Source organism: Streptomyces sp. NPDC085932 (genome assembly GCF_044540525.1).
GTDB classification, from domain to species: Bacteria; Actinomycetota; Actinomycetes; order Streptomycetales; family Streptomycetaceae; genus Streptomyces; species Streptomyces levis.
Genome location: NZ_JBITSJ010000001.1, coordinates 1896789 through 1913424, shown reverse-complemented (window position 1 = coordinate 1913424; position 16636 = coordinate 1896789). Strand labels below are relative to the sequence as shown.

Genomic DNA, 16636 nt, shown 5'->3' with positions numbered 1-16636 from the left:
GGGACATTGGATGCCGCGACGACCGCCGGAGGGCGAGGACCGGCTCTCGGAGCCGAGGGAAGGGCCGTCGGAGGCCGCGGCGGACCACCGGAGGGCGAGCGGGCGAGAAGCGCAGCGGGGGGTGATCTCGCCTCCGGCCGGCCCATGGGGTTGACTGCCCCTGCGCCCGGATCATGACAGGAGCCACGCCGTTGACGTACGACATCGCCGACCTGCGCTCGCAGTTCCCCGCGTTGGCCGCCGGGACCGTCCACTTCGACGGGCCCGGGGGCACACAGACGCCACAGCCCGTCATCGACGCGATCACCGACGCGCTGGCACGGCCCCTGTCCAACCGGGGGCGGTACGCGCTGGGGGAACGCAACGCCGACGCCATCGTCACCGAAGCGCGCCGGGCCGTGGGCGACCTGCTGGGCGCGGACCCGGCGGGGATCGTCTTCGGACGCAGCGCCACGCAGCTCACCTACGACCTCGCCCGCACCCTCGCCGCATCCTGGGCGCCCGGCGACGAGGTCGTCGTCACCCGCCTCGACCACGACGCCAACATCCGCCCCTGGGTGCAGGCAGCGGAGCGGGCCGGTGCGACCGTGCGCTGGGCCGGATTCGACCCGGCCACAGGGGAGTTGACGGCCGACGACATACGCGCCGTCCTGTCCGACCGCACCCGTCTCGTCGCCGTCACCGCCGCCTCCAACCTGATCGGCACCCGCCCTCCGGTCGCCGAGATCTGCCGCCTGGTCCATGAGGCCGGAGCACTCGTCCATGTCGACGGCGTTCACTACACCGCGCACACGCTGGTCGATCTGCCGGCCCTGGGGGCGGACTTCTTCGTCTGCTCCCCGTACAAGTTCCTCGGCCCCCATCACGGCGTACTGGCCGCCCGGCCCGCGCTGCTGGAGGGTCTGCGGCCCGACAAGTTGCTGCCCTCCGACGACGCTGTCCCGGAGCGTTTCGAACTGGGCACCCTCCCCTACGAGTTGCTGGCCGGCACCCGTGCCGCCGTCGACTTCCTGGCCGGCCTCGACCCGCACGCCACGGGCACCCGGCGAGCACGCCTGGCCGCCTCCTTCGCCGCGCTCGAAGCGCACGAGGCCACTCTGCGCGACCGGCTCGAACAACAGCTGGCCGCGCTCCCGGGGGTCACCGTCCACTCCCGGGCCGCCGACCGCACCCCCACCCTCCTGTTGACCTTCGAGCGCCACGACACCACCGATGCCTACCGCTTCCTGGCCGCCCGCGACATCCACGCCCCCTCCAGCAACTTCTACGCCATCGAGACCTCCCGCCACCTGGGCCTGGGCGACACCGGCGGGCTGCGCATCGGACTCGCCCCCTACAACGACGCGGGGGACGTCGACAGGCTGCTGACGGCGCTGGCCGCGTTCCTGGAACGATGAGCACGAGCACCGTGCCGGCACCTCACATCATCTGTGCCGGCACCTCTCATCATCTGTGCTGGCACCTCTCATCAGCCGTGTCGGGGTCTTTGATCAACCCTGCCGTGTCTTTGATCAGCCCTGCCGTGTCTTTGATAGCCCTGCCGTGTCTTTGATCAGCCGTTGCGGTCCATCGCCTTGTGGATCCAGCCCGAGTAGGCGGGCGCGCTGGTGTAGAGACCCGGGCCCTCGCTGCAGCGCACGCCCGGGGCGCCGGGGCCCGAGGTGACGCCGATCAGCTCCCAGCGGCCCTTTTGGTCCCGCCGGAGTTGAGGGCCCCCGGAGTCGCCGTTGCATGCCATGGCCCCGGGCTTCCGGCTGATCGTGCACAGACGGGTGCTGTCCGCGTAGCCCGGCGCGCACTCGGACACGGCACCCCTGCGCGTGTCGAGTTCCTGGAGCCGGTCGGGAAAGACCCAGCCGGCGGGGTCGGGTGTGTCGTCGGTGGTGCCGAAGCCCAGGATGCGGGTCGGGGTGCCGGGCCGCCCCGGCCGGTCGGCGATGCGCACGGGCTTCTCGTCGACCGGGTGGTTCAGGCGGATCAGCGCGAGGTCGTCGCGATTGGGGGCGATGCCCTCGCTGTTGCGGTAGCCCGGGTGCGTCAGCGTCTTCGCGACGGACCGGACCGTGCCTCCGGACTTCCTCCATTGGCTGCCGACCCGGACCGTGCCGTCCAGCGTGACAAGCGCGGGGTCCACGCAGTGGGCCGCTGTCAGCACCCACTTCCTGTCGACCAACGATCCCCCGCAGACACCTTTGAACGTGGGGTCGTCCACTCCCGTCACCGGGATGGACACCATCGACGGATACGGCTGCGTGGAATCAATGCCGTTGACGATGGCTTCGGCCCCGCCCGTCATCACGACGGTGCACGCCGCTCCTGCCAGGACCACAGCGGCAGTGCGCGCCCTGCGGCGCGAGGACTTCGAGCTGAACACGGATTCTCCGATCGGACGAGCTGTGCGATGTGTGCCCAGCCTTCGCGATCAAGAGGAGTTGATCCATCCGGTCAGCGGGCCTGTCGGGGGCCGGGCCAGCGGGCCCGTGAGGGGTGGGGAGAACCCCAGGTCGCCGCGGGGCGGATGGGCGAGCGCAGGATGCGGGGCGAGATCGCGCCGCTGCCGGTCAGCTGTCCAGGACGGCGCGCCGGAGTGCCCGGCGCTGACTGGGGGTAGTGGCGCCCCAGACGCCGTCCGTCTCGCCGTTGTGGACGGCCCAGTCGCGGCAGTCGATCAGCACCGGGCAGCGTCTGCACACCGCGCGGGCCGGGGCTGTGGCCGCTGCCGTCTCCACCAGGGGGAAGAACAGCTCGGGGTCCTCGCCCACGCACAACGCCTGCGCGTGCCAGCCGATATCAACATTCCAGGACGCGAGTGAGCGCGCCATACCGCACCTCCAGCAGCCGACCGGCACGTCGGTGTCGCCGCGGCAGCACGAGCCGCGGTCCCGGCAGAGGTGAGCGCCATGCTAATGCCGGAGATGACCTGGTGGCCATACCCGTATTTTCCGGGCATACGAGCCCTGCACTCGGGCCCCTCCGCAAACCTCGCCCCTACGATCGCCTGGTACGACTGCTTGAGGGGGCGGGGATGCTGGGCATGTTCCGGGGCAGGCCCGGGGGCACGGGGGCCGCGCGGGCGCGTTACAGGTCGAACTCGATGTGCTCGATGTCGGTGAAGCGGATCTCCTCCAGGGAGCCGGCGCGGCGGCCGCCGTCCTGGAAGTACATCTCCTTGAGGCCTTCGGCGGCGATCTGCTGCAGCTGCTGGTCGCCGGCGCCCGCCTGCTGGGCGTCGAAGAGGCGGGCGGCGTACTGCGGCGGCAGCGCGACGGTCAGGTGTCTCAGCCGGGCGTCGTCGGTCGTGCCGACCGGGGCGGTGTAGCCGATGCGGGCGCGCGTGTCGATGACGATGCCCCCGGTCGTCGCCGCTCTCTGTCTCGCCCTGGCACGGACCTGCGGCTGCCACCGCCTGGCCACCTCGCGCTCCAGCCGGGCGGCGAGGTCCGGGCGCGGTTTCTTGATCTGGTTCTTCACGTAGCGTTCGACGGTGCGCTGGGAGACGCGGAGCATCTGCGCGACCGCTCCGGTGCTCTTGAGCTGTTTGACCAGGTAGCGCATCTGAGCGGGCGCGGTCTTTGGTGCCGGGCGGGTGAAGGCCTTCTGCACCGCGGCCTCCAGGCCGTCACCGAACAGGCTCATCGTCGCTCTTCCCTACTCGCCGTTGTCGATGTCGGTGACGGTGCCGTCCTTGATGTAGCGGGCGAGGTTGAGCTCCGGAGCGTCGAAGCGCTCGCGGACCTCCTCGCCCCACAGGACGCTCTGCGTGCCTTCATGCTTCACCAGGCCGGGGTTGACGCCGAGCTTGAAGCCGCCGGGCAGCGGCTTGCCGTCCCGGTAGGGCAGGAAATCGAGGGGTGATGCGCCGTCGGCCGCGTACACGACGCAGTCGGAGAGGATCGCGATCGGGTACTGGCCGGTGAACGCCGCGTGCTTGACGATCTTGCGGTGGAGGTTGACGCGCGTGCGGGAGATGACCGCCGCTCGGATGTCCGGCCGCCACGTCGGGCGGGACAGCGCACGCCAGGGCCGGCCGGGCCGCCAGCCCTCGCCGCGGGGGCGTTCGCGCAGCTTGCCCAGGCCGCCCTTGACCGTGGCCTTGATCGCCGAGACGACGATCGCCAGCTCCGGGTCGCGTCGTCGGTAACCGTCCATGGCCGCCAGGAAAGCGGCCGGCTCCATGTCCGCGTGCACGCCGAGGTCGGCCATCGTGGCCAGGTAGGCGTCGCGCAGGCGCTGGTACCAGCCGTCCAGGTAGCGGCCGCTCTCGTAGCGGACGTACGCCTCGATCGGCCGCACTTCGTATCCGAGCTCCTGGGCGTAGGCGACGGTGGGGGTCGCGTACCAGGCCGGGCCCTCGGGGCGCTCGCCCTTCGGCGTGAACGGGCTGGGCAGCAGGCCGGCGTCCAGCTCGGCCCACTTGTCCTTGCCGATCCTCACCTTCGACAGGTCGACGTGGGAGAGGTCGACCAGCCAGGAGCCGGGCAGCTTTGCGTCGAACACCGGCTGCTCGACGTGCGTGGGCTCGCCCAGGCCGACGTTGAGGCCGTTGGCGCCGGCGGCGAAGGCCATGTTCACGTCGATGCCGACGAGGTGCCGCAGGGTGCATTCGTCGTCGGTCATCGGCCGTGCCCAGTCGTAGGCCTCCTCGAACAGCTTCTCGTCGGGACCGCGGACGTGGAAGCGCGGGAGGTCCGCCAGGAGCGGGTGCCCGTCCGGGGCCTCGCACGGAGCGCAGTCGACCGGGTCCCTGCCGAGGGAGCCGGGGTTGTGCTCGGAGTGCCGGTGGCCGTCGGCATCCGGTTCGGAGGCGCGGGTCGGCGGGTGCAGCGCGGTCATCAACTCCAGGCCGGTGACGGCGGTGGAGCCGCGCGGTGTCATGACCCGCGAGGCGTACACGCCCAGGACCCGGGCCAGTTCGGCCGGCGGGAGCTCGGCGGCGTTGCCCCAGTGGCGGGAGTCGAGGGCGTGCCAGGACGGGATGCACAGTTGCACGCACGCCCGCTCCGAGCCGGTGGCCGGGCGGTAGATCCGCGCCCACGGGCCGAACCCGCGCTTCGTGAGCTTCCACTCCGCACGCACCAACTGCTTGACGACCTTGTGGCCTTCCGGGATCCGCCCGGCGTGCCGCTCCTCGTCCGTGAGGGTGACCGGGAGGCCGTAGCGCTTCAGAGCGGCTTCGGTGAGGACGAGCAGCGGGTCGGCGTCCTTGCCGGGACCGGACAGCCTGGGCTGGCCGAGCCTCGCCACTGTGAGAGTCCACTCCACGAGGGCCGGGAGGCTCTTGGCGTGCACGTCCAGGACCAGGCCGCCGGTGCAGTACGCCAGGACGTTGCCGTCGCTGTCGACGTCGACCACCGCGAGCGGGCCGTTCTCGAAACGAGGGTCGGTGCTGCCCGCCGGGGAACAGGCCGGGGCGGCCTTTCGGGCTGCGGGGCGGCGTGGCGCCGACGCCCTGCCGGCGGTGTCCGGCGGGCGGTGCGCGGCCGGTCGGGCCGGTTCAGCCGGTCCCGCCGGTCCCGCCGGTTCAGCCGGTTCAGCCGGTGGTTCAGCCGGTCCCGCCGGTTCAGCCGGTTCAGCCGGGGCGACGGCTGTGGGGCCGGTCTGCGCGTTCTCACGGGCAGGCCCGGGGACGGCCTGAGCGCTTCCCCTTCCCCCCCTGGGGGCGGTGTCCATGGCCGAGCCCGGAGACGGGGGCTGCTCCGCGGGGTCGGGCCGGCTGCCGGCCGTCGCCGGTGGCACAGCGGGCGGGACGGGCAGGGCGGGCGCCGGGTAGAGCTCCGCGAGCTTGTTCAGCAGTCGGGCGTATGCCTCCCGCTCCGGTCCGCGCGGCTCGACCGGCTTCTTCACCGACTCCCAGCCGGAGACCGTGGCCCGGCGCACCTTCAGCGCGGCAGCCACCTCGTCCAGGGTCAGACCATGAGCCTGGCGCAGACGCTTGCGCTCCTCCACCGGCGGCAGTGGGGCACGGGAGGCCACCAGCGCGTCGACGGCGTCGAACAACTCGGACATGGAACACCTCCTGCCGACCACCCTATCGCGGCAACCGTACGGGGCGCGTACATCGGCCGCACGGGTCGCGTGCGGATGACCGTACGGGGCGAGGTCTGACCTGGGACCAGCAGGAGTGGGAACCGGGTTCCGCTCTGCCACGTCAGGTCGGCCGGCACGCGACCCGGGTGTGGAGACGACCGACGGCACGCGAGATCTCGTCTCGGTTCTTCGCTGCCTTCATCCACGCCGGGAGGCGGGCCACCAACGTCATGTTCTGCCCGGTGTCGTACCAGGGTGCGCGCTCCCTCAGCGATGCCTGGACGAAGCGGCGGATCAAGTCGAGGTGTTCGAGGTTGTACGCCCACAACCACCCGTGCCGGGTCTCGACCTGGAGCCACAGCGGCATCCCGAAGTACGGGTCCGTCACCGGTGCCGCTGTGCCGGCCGTGAGGGAGACACGGCGGCCGCTCCACACCCGTGACAGTCCACACGCGCGACAGATCAGGCGACGCGGCCTGAACAGGATGCGGCCGCCCGGACCGGGGTCCTGGGGCGCTGGAACGACCCGGGCGGCCTTCTGGCACGCGGGGCACCGCACGATGATCAGACCGATGAAGTCGTACTCCGTGCTGCGCGGATCTCGAAACCGCCGTGAGGTCGGAGCCATGCGGTGAGTATGTGACGCTCCGCTGGACCACCGCATCCCGATTCGAAGGCTCAGGTCAGTTGTCGTCCAGGCGGCGCAGGTCGTTCTCGTCCCACGTGGTGGTGTCGCGGGGCTGCGTGTAGGGCTCGGCCTCCGGCGGGTGGCCGCCGGCGACGGCTCGCTGCCGGACTGTCTCGGCGTCGAACTGCAGGCCCAGCAGGATCGCCAGGTTGCTGATCCACAACCACACCAGGAAGACGATGACGCCGGCCATCGTGCCGTACGTCTTGTTGTAGGAGGCGAAGTTGGCGACGTAGAACGCGAATCCGGCGGAGGCCGCCATCCAGATCACCAGGGCCAGGAAGCTGCCCGGGGTGACCCAGCGGAAGCCCTTCACCTTGGCGTTGGGGCACGCCCAGTACAGGATCGCGATCATCACCGTGACCAGCAGCACCAGCACCGGCCACTTCGCGATCGACCACACCGTCAGCACCGTGTCCCCGATCCCCAGGGCCTGCCCGGCCTGTTGGGCGATACCGCCGGTGAACACGACGATCAGCGCGCTGACCACGGCCAGGACCATCAGCACCACGGTCACCGCCACGCGCACCGGGAGCACCTTCCACACCGGCCGGCCCTCGGGCATGTCGTAGACGGCGTTGGCGGTGCGGATGAACGCCGCGACATAGCCGGAGGCCGACCACACCGCCAGCACCAGGCCGGCCACGGCGACGACCGAGCCGGTGCCCGCGTTGCCCTGCAACTGCTCCACCGCTCGCGTGATGATGTCCCGGGCGGAGCCCGGCGTGAGCTGCTTGAGGTTGTCCAGCACCTTGTCGGTGGCCGACTCCCCCGCGATCCCCAGCAGGGAGACCAGCACCAGCAGCGCCGGGAACAGCGACAGCACACCGTAGTACGTCAGCGCCGCGGCTCGGTCGGTCAGCTCGTCGTCCTTGAACTCCTTCACACTGCCCTTGAGCACCTGCACCCAAGCCCGCTTCGGCAGCTTCGTCGGCGCGTCCGGCGCCGCCTCCTCCACCTCGCGGTCCGGCCCCACCTCGTCCGGCTCCGGAGCCCCGGAAGCCGGCCCCGGCTCCTCGTCACGGTCTTTCCGCCCTGGAAACTGCAGCTTCACCATGGAAGGGGGGTAACCCGGCGCCGCCGGCTCAAGCCCTGCCGGCCGGTTCGCCGGTGTCGGTACGTCACCCGCGGGTGCCGGTCACGGTCGCCGCGGTGCGGGCGGTGCGCAGGCGCTGGGCGAGCAGGGCGAGCGCACACAGCACCGCGACGGTCGCCGCGTAGACCACGAACGTCGGCTGGAGGCCGGCGTGCGTGGTGGCAACTCCGGCGATGACCGCGGGGATGCTGAAGGACAGGTAGGAGATGACGAAGGCCACGGAGAAGAGTTCGCTGCGCTCGGCCGGCCGGGCTATGCGCGCCAGGGTGCCGAAGCTGGCCAGCGCGGAGCCCCCGAAGCCGACACCCGCGATCGCGGTGCCGAGCGCGGCCGCGACCAGGGAGTGCTCCTGAACACCGGCCAGGGCGACGGCCGTTCCGGTGAGCAGCAGGCCGGCGCTGACGGCGAGGGTGCGTCCGACCGGCCAGCCGCGCAGGGCGAGAGCGGTGAGGAAGGCCGGACCGGTCAGCAGTGTGACCACGAGTCCACCGACGACGTGGCTGGACAGGCCGAACAGGCCGGCTGCGACGGACGGGCCCAGGGAGAGGTAGAGGCCGCCGAGCGCCCAGCTGGCGACAAGGATCGGCACGAGGCTGAGGAGGTCCGCTCGCAGGTGCGGCGCGATCCGGAGGCGGGGCTGGAGGGAGCGGGCGGCGCCGGGACGCCGCAGTGAGGTCTCGGGCAGCGCCGAGAGGATCGCGCCCGCGACCAGCAGTGCGGCCAGCAGGAGCAGGTAGACGAGCCGGGTGGGGTGCGGCTCGTACTCCACGAGCAGACCGCAGCCCAGCGAGCCGAGGGCCAGGCCGAACGTGGGCGCGGTGCCGGTGACGATTCCCGCGCGGTGCGGGGCGTGGCCCGGGTTGAGGTCGGCCAGGGCGGCACCCAGGGTGGTCATGGCTGCTCCTGTGGCGATGCCCTGGACCAGTCTCGCGGTCAGCAGCACCGCGACGTTGCCCGCCGTGAGGAACAGGACCATGGAGACGGCTTCGAGGGCGATCGCGGACAGCAGGACCGGGCGGCGGCCGAGGTGGTCGGAGAGGGCGCCGAGCACCAGGAGAGCCGCGATCATGCCCAGCACGTACACGGCGAAGACGGTGGTGAGGGTGATCGCCGAGAAGTGCCACTGCTCCTGGTAGACGACGTAGAGCGGGGACGGCGCGCTGGAGGCGGCCATGAACAGCACGAAGACGGCCGCGAGGGAGGCGAAGGCGACCGGGTGGCTCAGCCGTCGTCGCCCCGGAACGAGCGCGGTGGTGCCCGCGGGCGCGGGCGGAGGCGGCTGGAGCGGCGAGGGCGCGGGCTCGGACATGAGGCAACTCCAAAAGCAGTGATCGATGCGTTAGGACGCTACCACTAACGCAACGATCAGTGCGATAATTTCCTCATGGCTGACTCGTCCACCCAGGTACGCCCCGGCGGTCGCTCCGCGAAGGTCCGGGCCGCCGTGCATCGCGCCGTTGCGGAACTCCTCGCAGAGGAGGAGGCCGAGACGCTGACGCTCCCGGCCGTCGCCGCACGCGCCGGCGTGCATCCCACGACCCTCTACCGGCGCTGGGGCTCGACCGCCCAGCTGCTCACCGATGTCGCCACCAGCCGCTTCAGCGACGATCTGGTGGTCCCCGACTCCGGCTCGCTCGCCGGCGACCTGGAGCGCTGGCTGGCCGACGTCGCCACCGACGTCGCGGACCCGGACACCCTCGCCCTCATGCGGGCCACCATCGCCACCGGACCGGCGGGCGGCTGCGCATGCGTCGAGGACCGGCACCGCCAGCTGGGCGCCATCCTGCGGCACGAAGTCGAGCGAGGGGGAGCCGCACCGGAGGTGGAGAGCGCCGCCGACTCCCTGCTCGGCCCGCTCCACTACCGCGCCATCTTCACCTCCGAGCCCGCCTCGGCGGACTGGGCCCGTGACCTCGTCGCCTCATACCTGTCGACGCTTGCGCCGTCCTCGACGGAACGTCGGCCCGCCGATACCCGGTGACGCGACAGCCGGCCCGCCGATACCCGGTGACGCGACAGCCGGCCCGCCGATCTCCGGTGACGTGACAGCCGGGGGCGCCGCGCCGCCGGGGCGGGCGAAGACGCGGCGCCCCACCCCGGCGGCGACACGGACCCTGACACCCCCAGAGCCCCGGCATCCCCCGGGTCGGCCTGCGCGACGACTACCGGCGGATCAAGCAGCGGGAATCGGTGGCTCAGGCGTTGTAGCCACCGTGGGCGTCCAGCACCGCGCCCGTGACGTACGACGCGGCCGGACTCGCCAGGAAGGCGATCGCCGCGGCGATCTCGTCGGGGTGCCCCATGCGCTGCAGGGACAGCGAGCCGAGCAGGGTCTTGAGGGTTTCGGGGTCCGGCGGCTGCATGCCACCGTCCATCAGTCCGGCCTCCACGACGTTGGCCGTGATGCCCCGGGGCCCGAGGTCGCGTGCGACACCCATGGTGTACCTCTCTATCCCGGACTTGGTCGCCGCGTAGTCGGCAAGGCCGGGGGCGCCGACCCGGGAACCCAGGCCGGAACTCACCGTGATGATGCGTCCACCTGTGCGCAGCACTCGGGCGGCGGCGCGGATGACGGCGATCACGCCGAGGTAGTTGGTGGCGTGCATCCGGTCCAGGGCAGCGGTGTCGGCGTCCGGGTCGTCCACCGTGCCGGCCACGGAGATCGCGGCGTTGTTGACGAGGATGTCCAGGCCGCCGAAGTGTGCGACCACGTCGTCGATCAGGGCCGGGGCCCGGCTCGTGTCCGCCTGGTCGGACCGGAGGGCGACGGCGTTCGCTCCCTTGCCGCGCACCTCGTCGACGACGACCTGCGCCTTCTCCTCGGAGCTGACATAGGTGAAGGCGACATCGGCGCCCTGCTCGGCGAGCAGTCGCACAGTCGCGGCCCCCAGCCCTCGTGACCCCCCGGTGACCAGGGCGACCTTGCCCGTGAGTGGCTTGCTCATTCTTCTCACCTCGTTGATCGATCAGTCCTGCTGTCGCAACGCTAATTGTTACGACTGCTTGTTGCAACCTTCACTGTTACGACAGCACTGTCGTAACATGAGGCGTTGCGTCCGCAGAGGAGGGTCATGAGCGCCAACAGCAGGCTCACCATCGCCTCGCACGCCCTGGCCTGGATCGGCCTCTACCAACGTCAGGGCCATGAGGTCGCCACCTCCGAGCAGATCGCGTCCAGCGCGAACACCAACCCCGTGGTGATCAGACGGCTCCTGGGTGATCTGCGCAGGGCCGGGCTCGTGGAATCACGGCGGGGCGTCGGAGCGGGCTGGTCGCTGGCGCGCGACCTGGGATCGATGACCCTCCTCGACGTGTACGAGGCAGTGGAATCCGGCCCCCTGTTCGCGATGCACCGCACCACGCCGGACCAGAACTGCGTGGTGGGCCACGGCATCCAGCCGGCGATGCAGCGGGTCTACGACGGCATCGAGCAGACCCTGAGACACGAACTGGCCCGGGTCACGCTCGAAGACGTACTCCAGGACGTCCTCGCGACACCCCGCTAGCCCTCCGTGAGCAGGTGCGGGGCACTTCCGCGGATCTCCCAGTTCCTTGATCAGGTACACATGTGCTTTTCGAGGAAGGACTGCGATGACGTTCAGCAGAGGCACACGAAGACGGCCGTCCGGCGGAGCCACCCGCCCGGGGTGCGGGAAGGCGGCGGCCCTCGTCGGCGTGGCCCTGCTTCTCGCCGGCTGCGGCGGCAGCCGGCAGACGGGACGAGCGGCCTCGGCCGGCGTGACGTCTTCGCCCTCCCCCACTCCCGCTGCCTGCGCTCATGACGAGCCCTACTACCAAGCCGGGTTGCTCCAGACCGAGGGCGTCTGGACCCAGGGAGGGAGATCGCAGGAGCAGACGATCGTCGTCGAACTGGACCTGAAGGCGTGCGCGTCCGGTACGAAGGTTGCCGACGTTCCGGTCGGATCCTGCCGGTCGGCGGACTTTCCCTGGACCACGTCAGCGGCGTCCACGAGCCGGGAGCTGGCCGGCGCGGGTGTTCGCGCCTGGGGTGACGTCACCCATACCGCCGGGGGGCGGACTCTTCAGGAGACCGTGCTCGCCCCGTCCCCCTCCGACGAGCAGCACGCGCTCGCGGCTGCCTATCGGGATCACCTGCGGGGCTGCGAAGCGCGAGCCGTCGGCGGCCACGGCGGAAAGTCCGACTGGTTGCGCCTCGGCGACTCGGCCGGTCAGCTCCTGGTGAGCTTCCACGACGGCGTCGTCATAGCCCTGCGGGCCGATCGTGCCCAGTGGACGGACGTGGAGCTGGGCGAGGTGATGCGTGTGGCGGAGTCACGGAGCGCGAAGTTCATGGAATGAGCGGGTGGGGTGTCCACGCGTCAGGTCGGGCGCTGGGACAGTCGCGCGCCGACACGCGCCGAGGTTTCCCGCAGCCAGGCGTGCGCGGCGTCGTGCGTGTGGCCCGGGTGCCACCACAGTGCCTCCCCCAACGGCACCGCGTTGCAGGGAGGTTGACCGCGTCCGCCGCCCCGCGGACCGCGGTCACCGGCCCGCAGCGGCCTCCTGGGCGCGCGTGAGGTGGCAGCGCATGATCTCCCGGTGCGCGGGGCGGCCGTTCTCCGCGCGGTCCCTCAGCTCGCGGAGCCTGCCGTACCGGGCGAGCAGAGCCGCCTGGTGCTCGGCCAGCTCGTCGGTCACGAACTGCCACCTTCTGTCGTCCTGGGCGGCGTCGAGCAGCACCATGGCCTCGTCCATGCGGCCGACACCAGCGAGCAGCTCCGCCAGTTGCCGCGGCGCGCCCCCTTGCCGGCGCAGTACGGCGATGGCCTCTTCGTGGCGTCCCTGCTCGTCCAGGAGCCGGGCCAGCTGGGCGTCGGAGGCATCGACCGGGGAGCGGTGCTCGCGGCCCCGCTGCCGGTACAGCTCCAACGCCCGGTCTGTCTCGCCCAGTTCCACGAGCAGTTCGACGGCCCACTCGTAGGCGTACTCCTCGTCGGCGTCGATGCGCTGCACCAGGAGGGCGATGCCCTCGTCCAGCCGGCCGTGCGCTGCGAGGGTACGGGCCAGGAGCCGGGCGAAGCCCGTGTCGCCCGGGCGTATCAGGGAACGCAGCGCGTCGATGCGGCCCTGCCGGGCCAGGAGGGGCGCCAGCCAGGACCGGGTGGGGCCGTCATCGGCCATGGCCAGGGCTTCGGCGACCCGGTCCACACGCAGCAGCAGCCGCACTCCCAGGTGCCACTCCGCCGGGTCCAGCCGCCGCTCGGCGGACGGAGTGCCGGCCGCGGCGCGTAGCACGTCGAGGGCATGATCGGCCTGCCCCCGCTCGTAGAGCTGGTCGACGACGTGGCGGAAGGCCTCCTCCTCGTGGGCCAGCAACCGGATCTGCCACACCTTCACAGCGGCTTCGAGTGGCAACTCGCCAGGGTCGACCACGAGGCGGAGCAACGTCACCAGGTGCGGAGTGGGGCGCTCGGGCCAGAGCGAGGCGAGATCGTCCCACTCCCCCTGCTCGGCGTAGTACTCGGCGAGCCGCGCTCTGGCCTCCACCGCCCCGCCGGCGGCCATGGACCGGACCTCCCCCAGCCGCCCTTCCTGCAACAACCGGCGGATGCCCTCCCGCTGCTCCCGCCTGTACGCCTCGGGGTCCGTGCGCGTCCCCCACTCCGCCAACGCGCCACCGCCTCCGCCGGATTGCCCGGCGGAGGCCGGAACAGCGTCCTGTACGGATCCGGTTGACGCCTTCTCCCGCTCGTTCCCTCTCCCCATCGCTCCAGTGTCGAAGACCGCGCACCTCGGCACCAGCCCTCGGTCGCCGGACTACCGCCGACGGGAACGAGGACCGGTCATGCCCCGGCGTCGAGGCGTACGAGGGCACCGATCTCGACCAGTTGCTCCGGCAGCGCGAGATCGGGAACCCCGGTGACGGTGCTGGTGGGGCGGTGCTGCCCGAAGTAGTCGGAGTGGAGGCGCGCTGTCGCCGCGAAGTTCTCCCGCAGATTCCTGACCAGTACCGTCGTCTGGACGACGTGGCTTCGCTCGGCCCCGAAATGCGCCAGTACCGTGTCCAGGTTGGCCAGCGTCGTCTTGACCTGGAGCTCGAAATCGCCGGCGCCCACGAAGGTTCCGTCCTCGTCGTGGGACAGCTGCCCGGAGATGTACACCGTGTCGTGGACCCGGAGCGCCTGGCTGTATCCGTAGAGAGACTCCCACGGCACGCCGAAGTTGAATTCCTCTGTCCGCCCGGTCATGAAGGTGCTCCCTTGGGTCCGATCCTGCTGCCACGTCGACCCGTACGTTAGGGGCACCGAGGAGGAGTGAATTGCCGAGGAGCGCACGGCGAGTTGCTCACTCGGGCACGGCGGCGGCCGCGGGGACCTGTCAACGGTCCAGTGCGGGCAGGTGGGCCAGGCCGGAGTCGAGCATGATGCGGTCGACGGTCCGGGTGAGGGTGCTGTCGGCCCCGATCACGGTTTCCATGCCGCCGGGCAGCAGATCGCGCGGCCGGTACCAGTCGCGCAGTTGCGTCTCGGTCACCTCGTCGGCGATCGGTTTGGTCGCGTGCCGGGTGAGGGTTTCGTCGAACGGCACGTCCAGGTAGTAGGCGTGGGTCGATCCGCGGTGGTCCGCGCTCAGTGCCGCGAGCATCTCGCCGTAGCGGTCGGCGTAGAGGATGCCTTCGACCACGACGTGGAAGCCGGCGTCCAGGGCGTAGCGGGCGGTGAGGTCGATCAGGCCGATGTTCGCCGCGTCGGGCCGGTCGCGCTCGCGGAGCACGATCCGGCGGATGTTGTCCTGGGCGACGATGGCGAGTCCGCGGCCGAACCGCTCGCGCAGGCCGGCCGCGACGGACGATTTGCCCGAGGCGCTGTTTCCGCGGAGCACGATCAGTCTGGTTTCCTCGGTGCCCACCGTCACCGGGTCAGGCTATCGGCCGGAGACACCGGCGCGCTCCATCGGCCCGAGCCGGCAGACGAGTTGGCCCGGGCCGACGTTGTGTGGTCGGTCGCGGAGGCCGTCGGCAGCCGCAACACCGCAACACGCCGGAGCGTTGTGGTGTTGCGGAACGTCGCCTCGCTCCGGACCGTCCGGTCAGCGGGCGTCCGTGGTCTCCGTGGTCTCCGTGGTCTCCGTCATCTCCGTGGTCTGCATGGTCCCCGTGGTCTCCGCCTCGTCCGGGGCCCCGTGGGGCGTGGCGGCGGGACCCCGGAAGGCCAGGTAGACGAGCAGCACGGCCATGACGGCGACGCCTGCCCACATGGCCTGCTGCCAGCCGTCGACGAACGACTCCCGGGCCGCGTGGAGCAGGTCCGGTGCCTGCGGGCCGGTGCCGCCCGCCGCCTCGACGGCGTTGGCGACGCCTTCCCGGGCGGTGTCCGCCACCCCCTGCGGGATGCCGTGCAGCCTTCCGTCGACGGCGCTGCGGTAGCCGGCGGACACGAGTGCGCCGAGCAGGGCCACGCCGAGTGCGGTGCCCAGTTCACGGGTGACGTCGTTGAGCGCGGAGGCCACGCCCTGCTTCGCGCGGGGCAGGGAAGCGGTGATGGCCTGCGTGGACAGGGTCATCGACAACCCCATGCCGAGTCCCATGGCGAGCAGGCCGGGCAGGACGGACAGGTAGCCGCCGTCCACGGAGACGAACAGGGCCATGAGCGCCATGCCGAGGCCGGCCGTCGCCGTGCCCACCAGCATGGTGGCGCGAGCGCCGTGGCGTACCGCGAGCTTCGGTGCCAGGCCGGAGGCCGCCATCATCGTGACGGCCATGGGCATCATCGCCAGCGTGGACAGCAGGCCCGACCAGCCGAGCACGGCCTGGAAGAACGGGAACAGGACCACGCCGATGCCCGCCTGCACACCGAACACCACCAGGAGCGTGACCGAGCCGGAGGCCAGAGCCCGCTCGCGGAACAGCCGCACGTCCAGCAGCGCGGCATCACGGCGACGCAGTTCCCAGGCACCGAACCCGACGGCGGCGCAGAGGCCCACGGCGAGACCGATCAGGGTCTCGGGGGCGGTCCAGCCGCGTTCGGGGCCTTCCTGGAGGACGAAGATGACACCGACCACGGCGACCGTGGAGACGAGGGCGCCCAGGGTGTCGAAGCGGTGTGCCGTCCTCTCGCGGGAGTTGGGAACCGACTTCACCGTCATGGCCAGAGCCACGAGCACCAGGACCCCCGGCAGGACGAACAGCAGACGCCAGTCGGCGACGTCGACGAGGAGCGCGGAGAGGAACATCCCCAGGACACCACCGCCTCCGGCGACACCGGTCCACACGCCGATCGCCTTGCCCCGCTGCTCCTCGGGGAAGGTGGAGGTGATGACGGCGAGCGTGATCGGCATGATCATCGCGGCGCCGACACCGCTCGCCACGCGCGACGCGAGCATCACCTCCGCCGTCGGGGCCAGGCCCGCGACGACGGTCGCTATCCCGAAGACTCCGAGTCCCGCGACGAGCATGGGCTTGCGGCCCAGCCGGTCGCCGACGGCGCCGAGCGGCAGCAGCAGCGCGGCCAGGGCAAGGGTGTAGATGTTGATGATCCACAGGACCGTGCTCTGGGACGCGCCGAACTCGACGGCCATGTGGGTCTGCGCGACATTCAGCCCGGTGACCGAGGCGATGACCGCCATGAGGGCCAGAGAGACGGCGATCAGGATCGTGCGCAGCTGCCGCGCGTCGAGGACGCCTCCGCCGTCGGCTCGCGTGGCCTGTGCGGACTGGTTCGTACTCATGGGTTTCCTCTCGACAGGGGCATGCCGGAGCGGCGCCGAAGCGCGGCCGGTCGCCCGGCGAAGGGGGGTGGGGAGGGGGCCCCGGAGTCGCGGGCGTCTCCCGGACGGGCGGGGCCATCCGCGGTCGACGCTAAGCC

16 protein-coding genes are annotated in these 16636 nt (G+C 71.4%); 4 read left to right on the top strand and 12 right to left on the bottom strand.

Going from position 1 to position 16636, the window contains the following annotated elements; translation table 11 throughout:
• The first annotated feature begins 191 nt into the window (after nt 1–191).
• A complete protein-coding gene (locus ACIGAQ_RS08205; protein ID WP_399780125.1) occupies nt 192–1397 on the top strand; it encodes a cysteine desulfurase-like protein in 1206 nt (401 codons plus the stop codon).
• Nucleotides 1398–1552: 155 nt separating this feature from the next.
• On the opposite strand, the gene ACIGAQ_RS08200 is transcribed toward ACIGAQ_RS08205, so the two are convergent.
• From ACIGAQ_RS08200 to ACIGAQ_RS08170, 7 genes are all read right to left on the bottom strand, one after another.
• Nucleotides 1553–2374, bottom strand: coding sequence for a S1 family peptidase (locus ACIGAQ_RS08200; protein ID WP_399780123.1), 822 nt, complete (start codon nt 2372–2374; stop codon nt 1553–1555).
• 187 nt (nt 2375–2561) lie between these two features.
• The gene (locus ACIGAQ_RS08195; RefSeq protein WP_399780120.1) at nt 2562–2822 is read right to left on the bottom strand and encodes a WhiB family transcriptional regulator; all 261 of its coding nucleotides are present in this window, start codon (nt 2820–2822) and stop codon (nt 2562–2564) included.
• Between the two features lie 256 nt (nt 2823–3078).
• The gene (gene tpg / locus ACIGAQ_RS08190; protein WP_399780117.1) at nt 3079–3636 is read right to left on the bottom strand and encodes a telomere-protecting terminal protein Tpg; all 558 of its coding nucleotides are present in this window, start codon (nt 3634–3636) and stop codon (nt 3079–3081) included.
• Between the two features lie 12 nt (nt 3637–3648).
• The gene (gene tap / locus ACIGAQ_RS08185; RefSeq protein ID WP_399780114.1) at nt 3649–6006 is read right to left on the bottom strand and encodes a telomere-associated protein Tap; all 2358 of its coding nucleotides are present in this window, start codon (nt 6004–6006) and stop codon (nt 3649–3651) included.
• A 142-nt stretch (nt 6007–6148) separates the two neighbouring features.
• Nucleotides 6149–6655 carry a hypothetical protein gene (locus tag ACIGAQ_RS08180; RefSeq protein WP_399780110.1) on the bottom strand — a complete coding sequence of 169 codons (507 nt, stop codon included), beginning with the start codon at nt 6653–6655 and terminating at the stop codon, nt 6149–6151.
• Between the two features lie 55 nt (nt 6656–6710).
• Nucleotides 6711–7772: a YihY/virulence factor BrkB family protein gene (locus ACIGAQ_RS08175; RefSeq protein WP_311685917.1), complete on the bottom strand. Its 1062-nt coding sequence runs from the start codon at nt 7770–7772 to the stop codon at nt 6711–6713.
• Nucleotides 7773–7836: 64 nt separating this feature from the next.
• Nucleotides 7837–9120 (bottom strand): MFS transporter, encoded by a 1284-nt coding sequence (locus ACIGAQ_RS08170; protein ID WP_399780107.1) that lies wholly within the window; start codon nt 9118–9120, stop codon nt 7837–7839.
• A gap of 75 nt (nt 9121–9195) precedes the next feature.
• Here ACIGAQ_RS08170 and ACIGAQ_RS08165 point away from each other — a divergent pair, with 75 nt between their 5' ends.
• Nucleotides 9196–9792, top strand: a complete 597-nt coding sequence (locus ACIGAQ_RS08165; RefSeq protein ID WP_399780104.1) for a TetR-like C-terminal domain-containing protein — start codon at nt 9196–9198, stop codon at nt 9790–9792.
• A 214-nt stretch (nt 9793–10006) separates the two neighbouring features.
• Here ACIGAQ_RS08165 and ACIGAQ_RS08160 read toward each other — a convergent pair whose 3' ends face one another.
• Nucleotides 10007–10756 carry an SDR family NAD(P)-dependent oxidoreductase gene (locus tag ACIGAQ_RS08160; RefSeq protein ID WP_399780101.1) on the bottom strand — a complete coding sequence of 250 codons (750 nt, stop codon included), beginning with the start codon at nt 10754–10756 and terminating at the stop codon, nt 10007–10009.
• Between the two features lie 126 nt (nt 10757–10882).
• Between ACIGAQ_RS08160 and ACIGAQ_RS08155 the strand changes: the two genes are divergently transcribed.
• Nucleotides 10883–11317, top strand: coding sequence for an Rrf2 family transcriptional regulator (locus ACIGAQ_RS08155; RefSeq protein WP_311685925.1), 435 nt, complete (start codon nt 10883–10885; stop codon nt 11315–11317).
• 85 nt (nt 11318–11402) lie between these two features.
• Nucleotides 11403–12131 (top strand): hypothetical protein, encoded by a 729-nt coding sequence (locus ACIGAQ_RS08150; RefSeq protein WP_399780098.1) that lies wholly within the window; start codon nt 11403–11405, stop codon nt 12129–12131.
• 183 nt (nt 12132–12314) lie between these two features.
• On the opposite strand, the gene ACIGAQ_RS08145 is transcribed toward ACIGAQ_RS08150, so the two are convergent.
• The 4 genes from ACIGAQ_RS08145 to ACIGAQ_RS08130 form a co-directional block, all read right to left on the bottom strand.
• Nucleotides 12315–13442, bottom strand: a complete 1128-nt coding sequence (locus ACIGAQ_RS08145) for a hypothetical protein (protein ID WP_399780095.1) — start codon at nt 13440–13442, stop codon at nt 12315–12317.
• 173 nt (nt 13443–13615) lie between these two features.
• Nucleotides 13616–14020, bottom strand: coding sequence for a Rid family hydrolase (locus ACIGAQ_RS08140; RefSeq protein WP_399780092.1), 405 nt, complete (start codon nt 14018–14020; stop codon nt 13616–13618).
• A gap of 130 nt (nt 14021–14150) precedes the next feature.
• Nucleotides 14151–14687 carry an AAA family ATPase gene (locus ACIGAQ_RS08135; RefSeq protein WP_399780089.1) on the bottom strand — a complete coding sequence of 179 codons (537 nt, stop codon included), beginning with the start codon at nt 14685–14687 and terminating at the stop codon, nt 14151–14153.
• A 174-nt stretch (nt 14688–14861) separates the two neighbouring features.
• Entirely contained in the window at nt 14862–16499 is a 1638-nt protein-coding gene (locus ACIGAQ_RS08130) for an MFS transporter (protein ID WP_399780086.1), read from the bottom strand.
• Nucleotides 16500–16636 lie beyond the last annotated feature (137 nt).

Excerpts from the sequence above, each read along its gene's own strand:
- ACIGAQ_RS08150 (WP_399780098.1), top strand. The coding sequence starts at position 11,403 with ATGACGTTCAGCAGAGGCACACGAAGACGGCCGTCCGGCGGAGCCACC.
- ACIGAQ_RS08130 (WP_399780086.1), bottom strand. The coding sequence starts at position 16,499 with ATGAGTACGAACCAGTCCGCACAGGCCACGCGAGCCGACGGCGGAGGC.
- tap (WP_399780114.1), bottom strand. The coding sequence starts at position 6,006 with ATGTCCGAGTTGTTCGACGCCGTCGACGCGCTGGTGGCCTCCCGTGCC.
- ACIGAQ_RS08160 (WP_399780101.1), bottom strand. The coding sequence starts at position 10,756 with ATGAGCAAGCCACTCACGGGCAAGGTCGCCCTGGTCACCGGGGGGTCA.
- ACIGAQ_RS08170 (WP_399780107.1), bottom strand. The coding sequence starts at position 9,120 with ATGTCCGAGCCCGCGCCCTCGCCGCTCCAGCCGCCTCCGCCCGCGCCC.
- ACIGAQ_RS08165 (WP_399780104.1), top strand. The coding sequence starts at position 9,196 with ATGGCTGACTCGTCCACCCAGGTACGCCCCGGCGGTCGCTCCGCGAAG.
- ACIGAQ_RS08180 (WP_399780110.1), bottom strand. The coding sequence starts at position 6,655 with ATGGCTCCGACCTCACGGCGGTTTCGAGATCCGCGCAGCACGGAGTAC.
- ACIGAQ_RS08195 (WP_399780120.1), bottom strand. The coding sequence starts at position 2,822 with ATGGCGCGCTCACTCGCGTCCTGGAATGTTGATATCGGCTGGCACGCG.
- ACIGAQ_RS08155 (WP_311685925.1), top strand. The coding sequence starts at position 10,883 with ATGAGCGCCAACAGCAGGCTCACCATCGCCTCGCACGCCCTGGCCTGG.
- ACIGAQ_RS08140 (WP_399780092.1), bottom strand. The coding sequence starts at position 14,020 with ATGACCGGGCGGACAGAGGAATTCAACTTCGGCGTGCCGTGGGAGTCT.
- ACIGAQ_RS08175 (WP_311685917.1), bottom strand. The coding sequence starts at position 7,772 with ATGGTGAAGCTGCAGTTTCCAGGGCGGAAAGACCGTGACGAGGAGCCG.
- tpg (WP_399780117.1), bottom strand. The coding sequence starts at position 3,636 with ATGAGCCTGTTCGGTGACGGCCTGGAGGCCGCGGTGCAGAAGGCCTTC.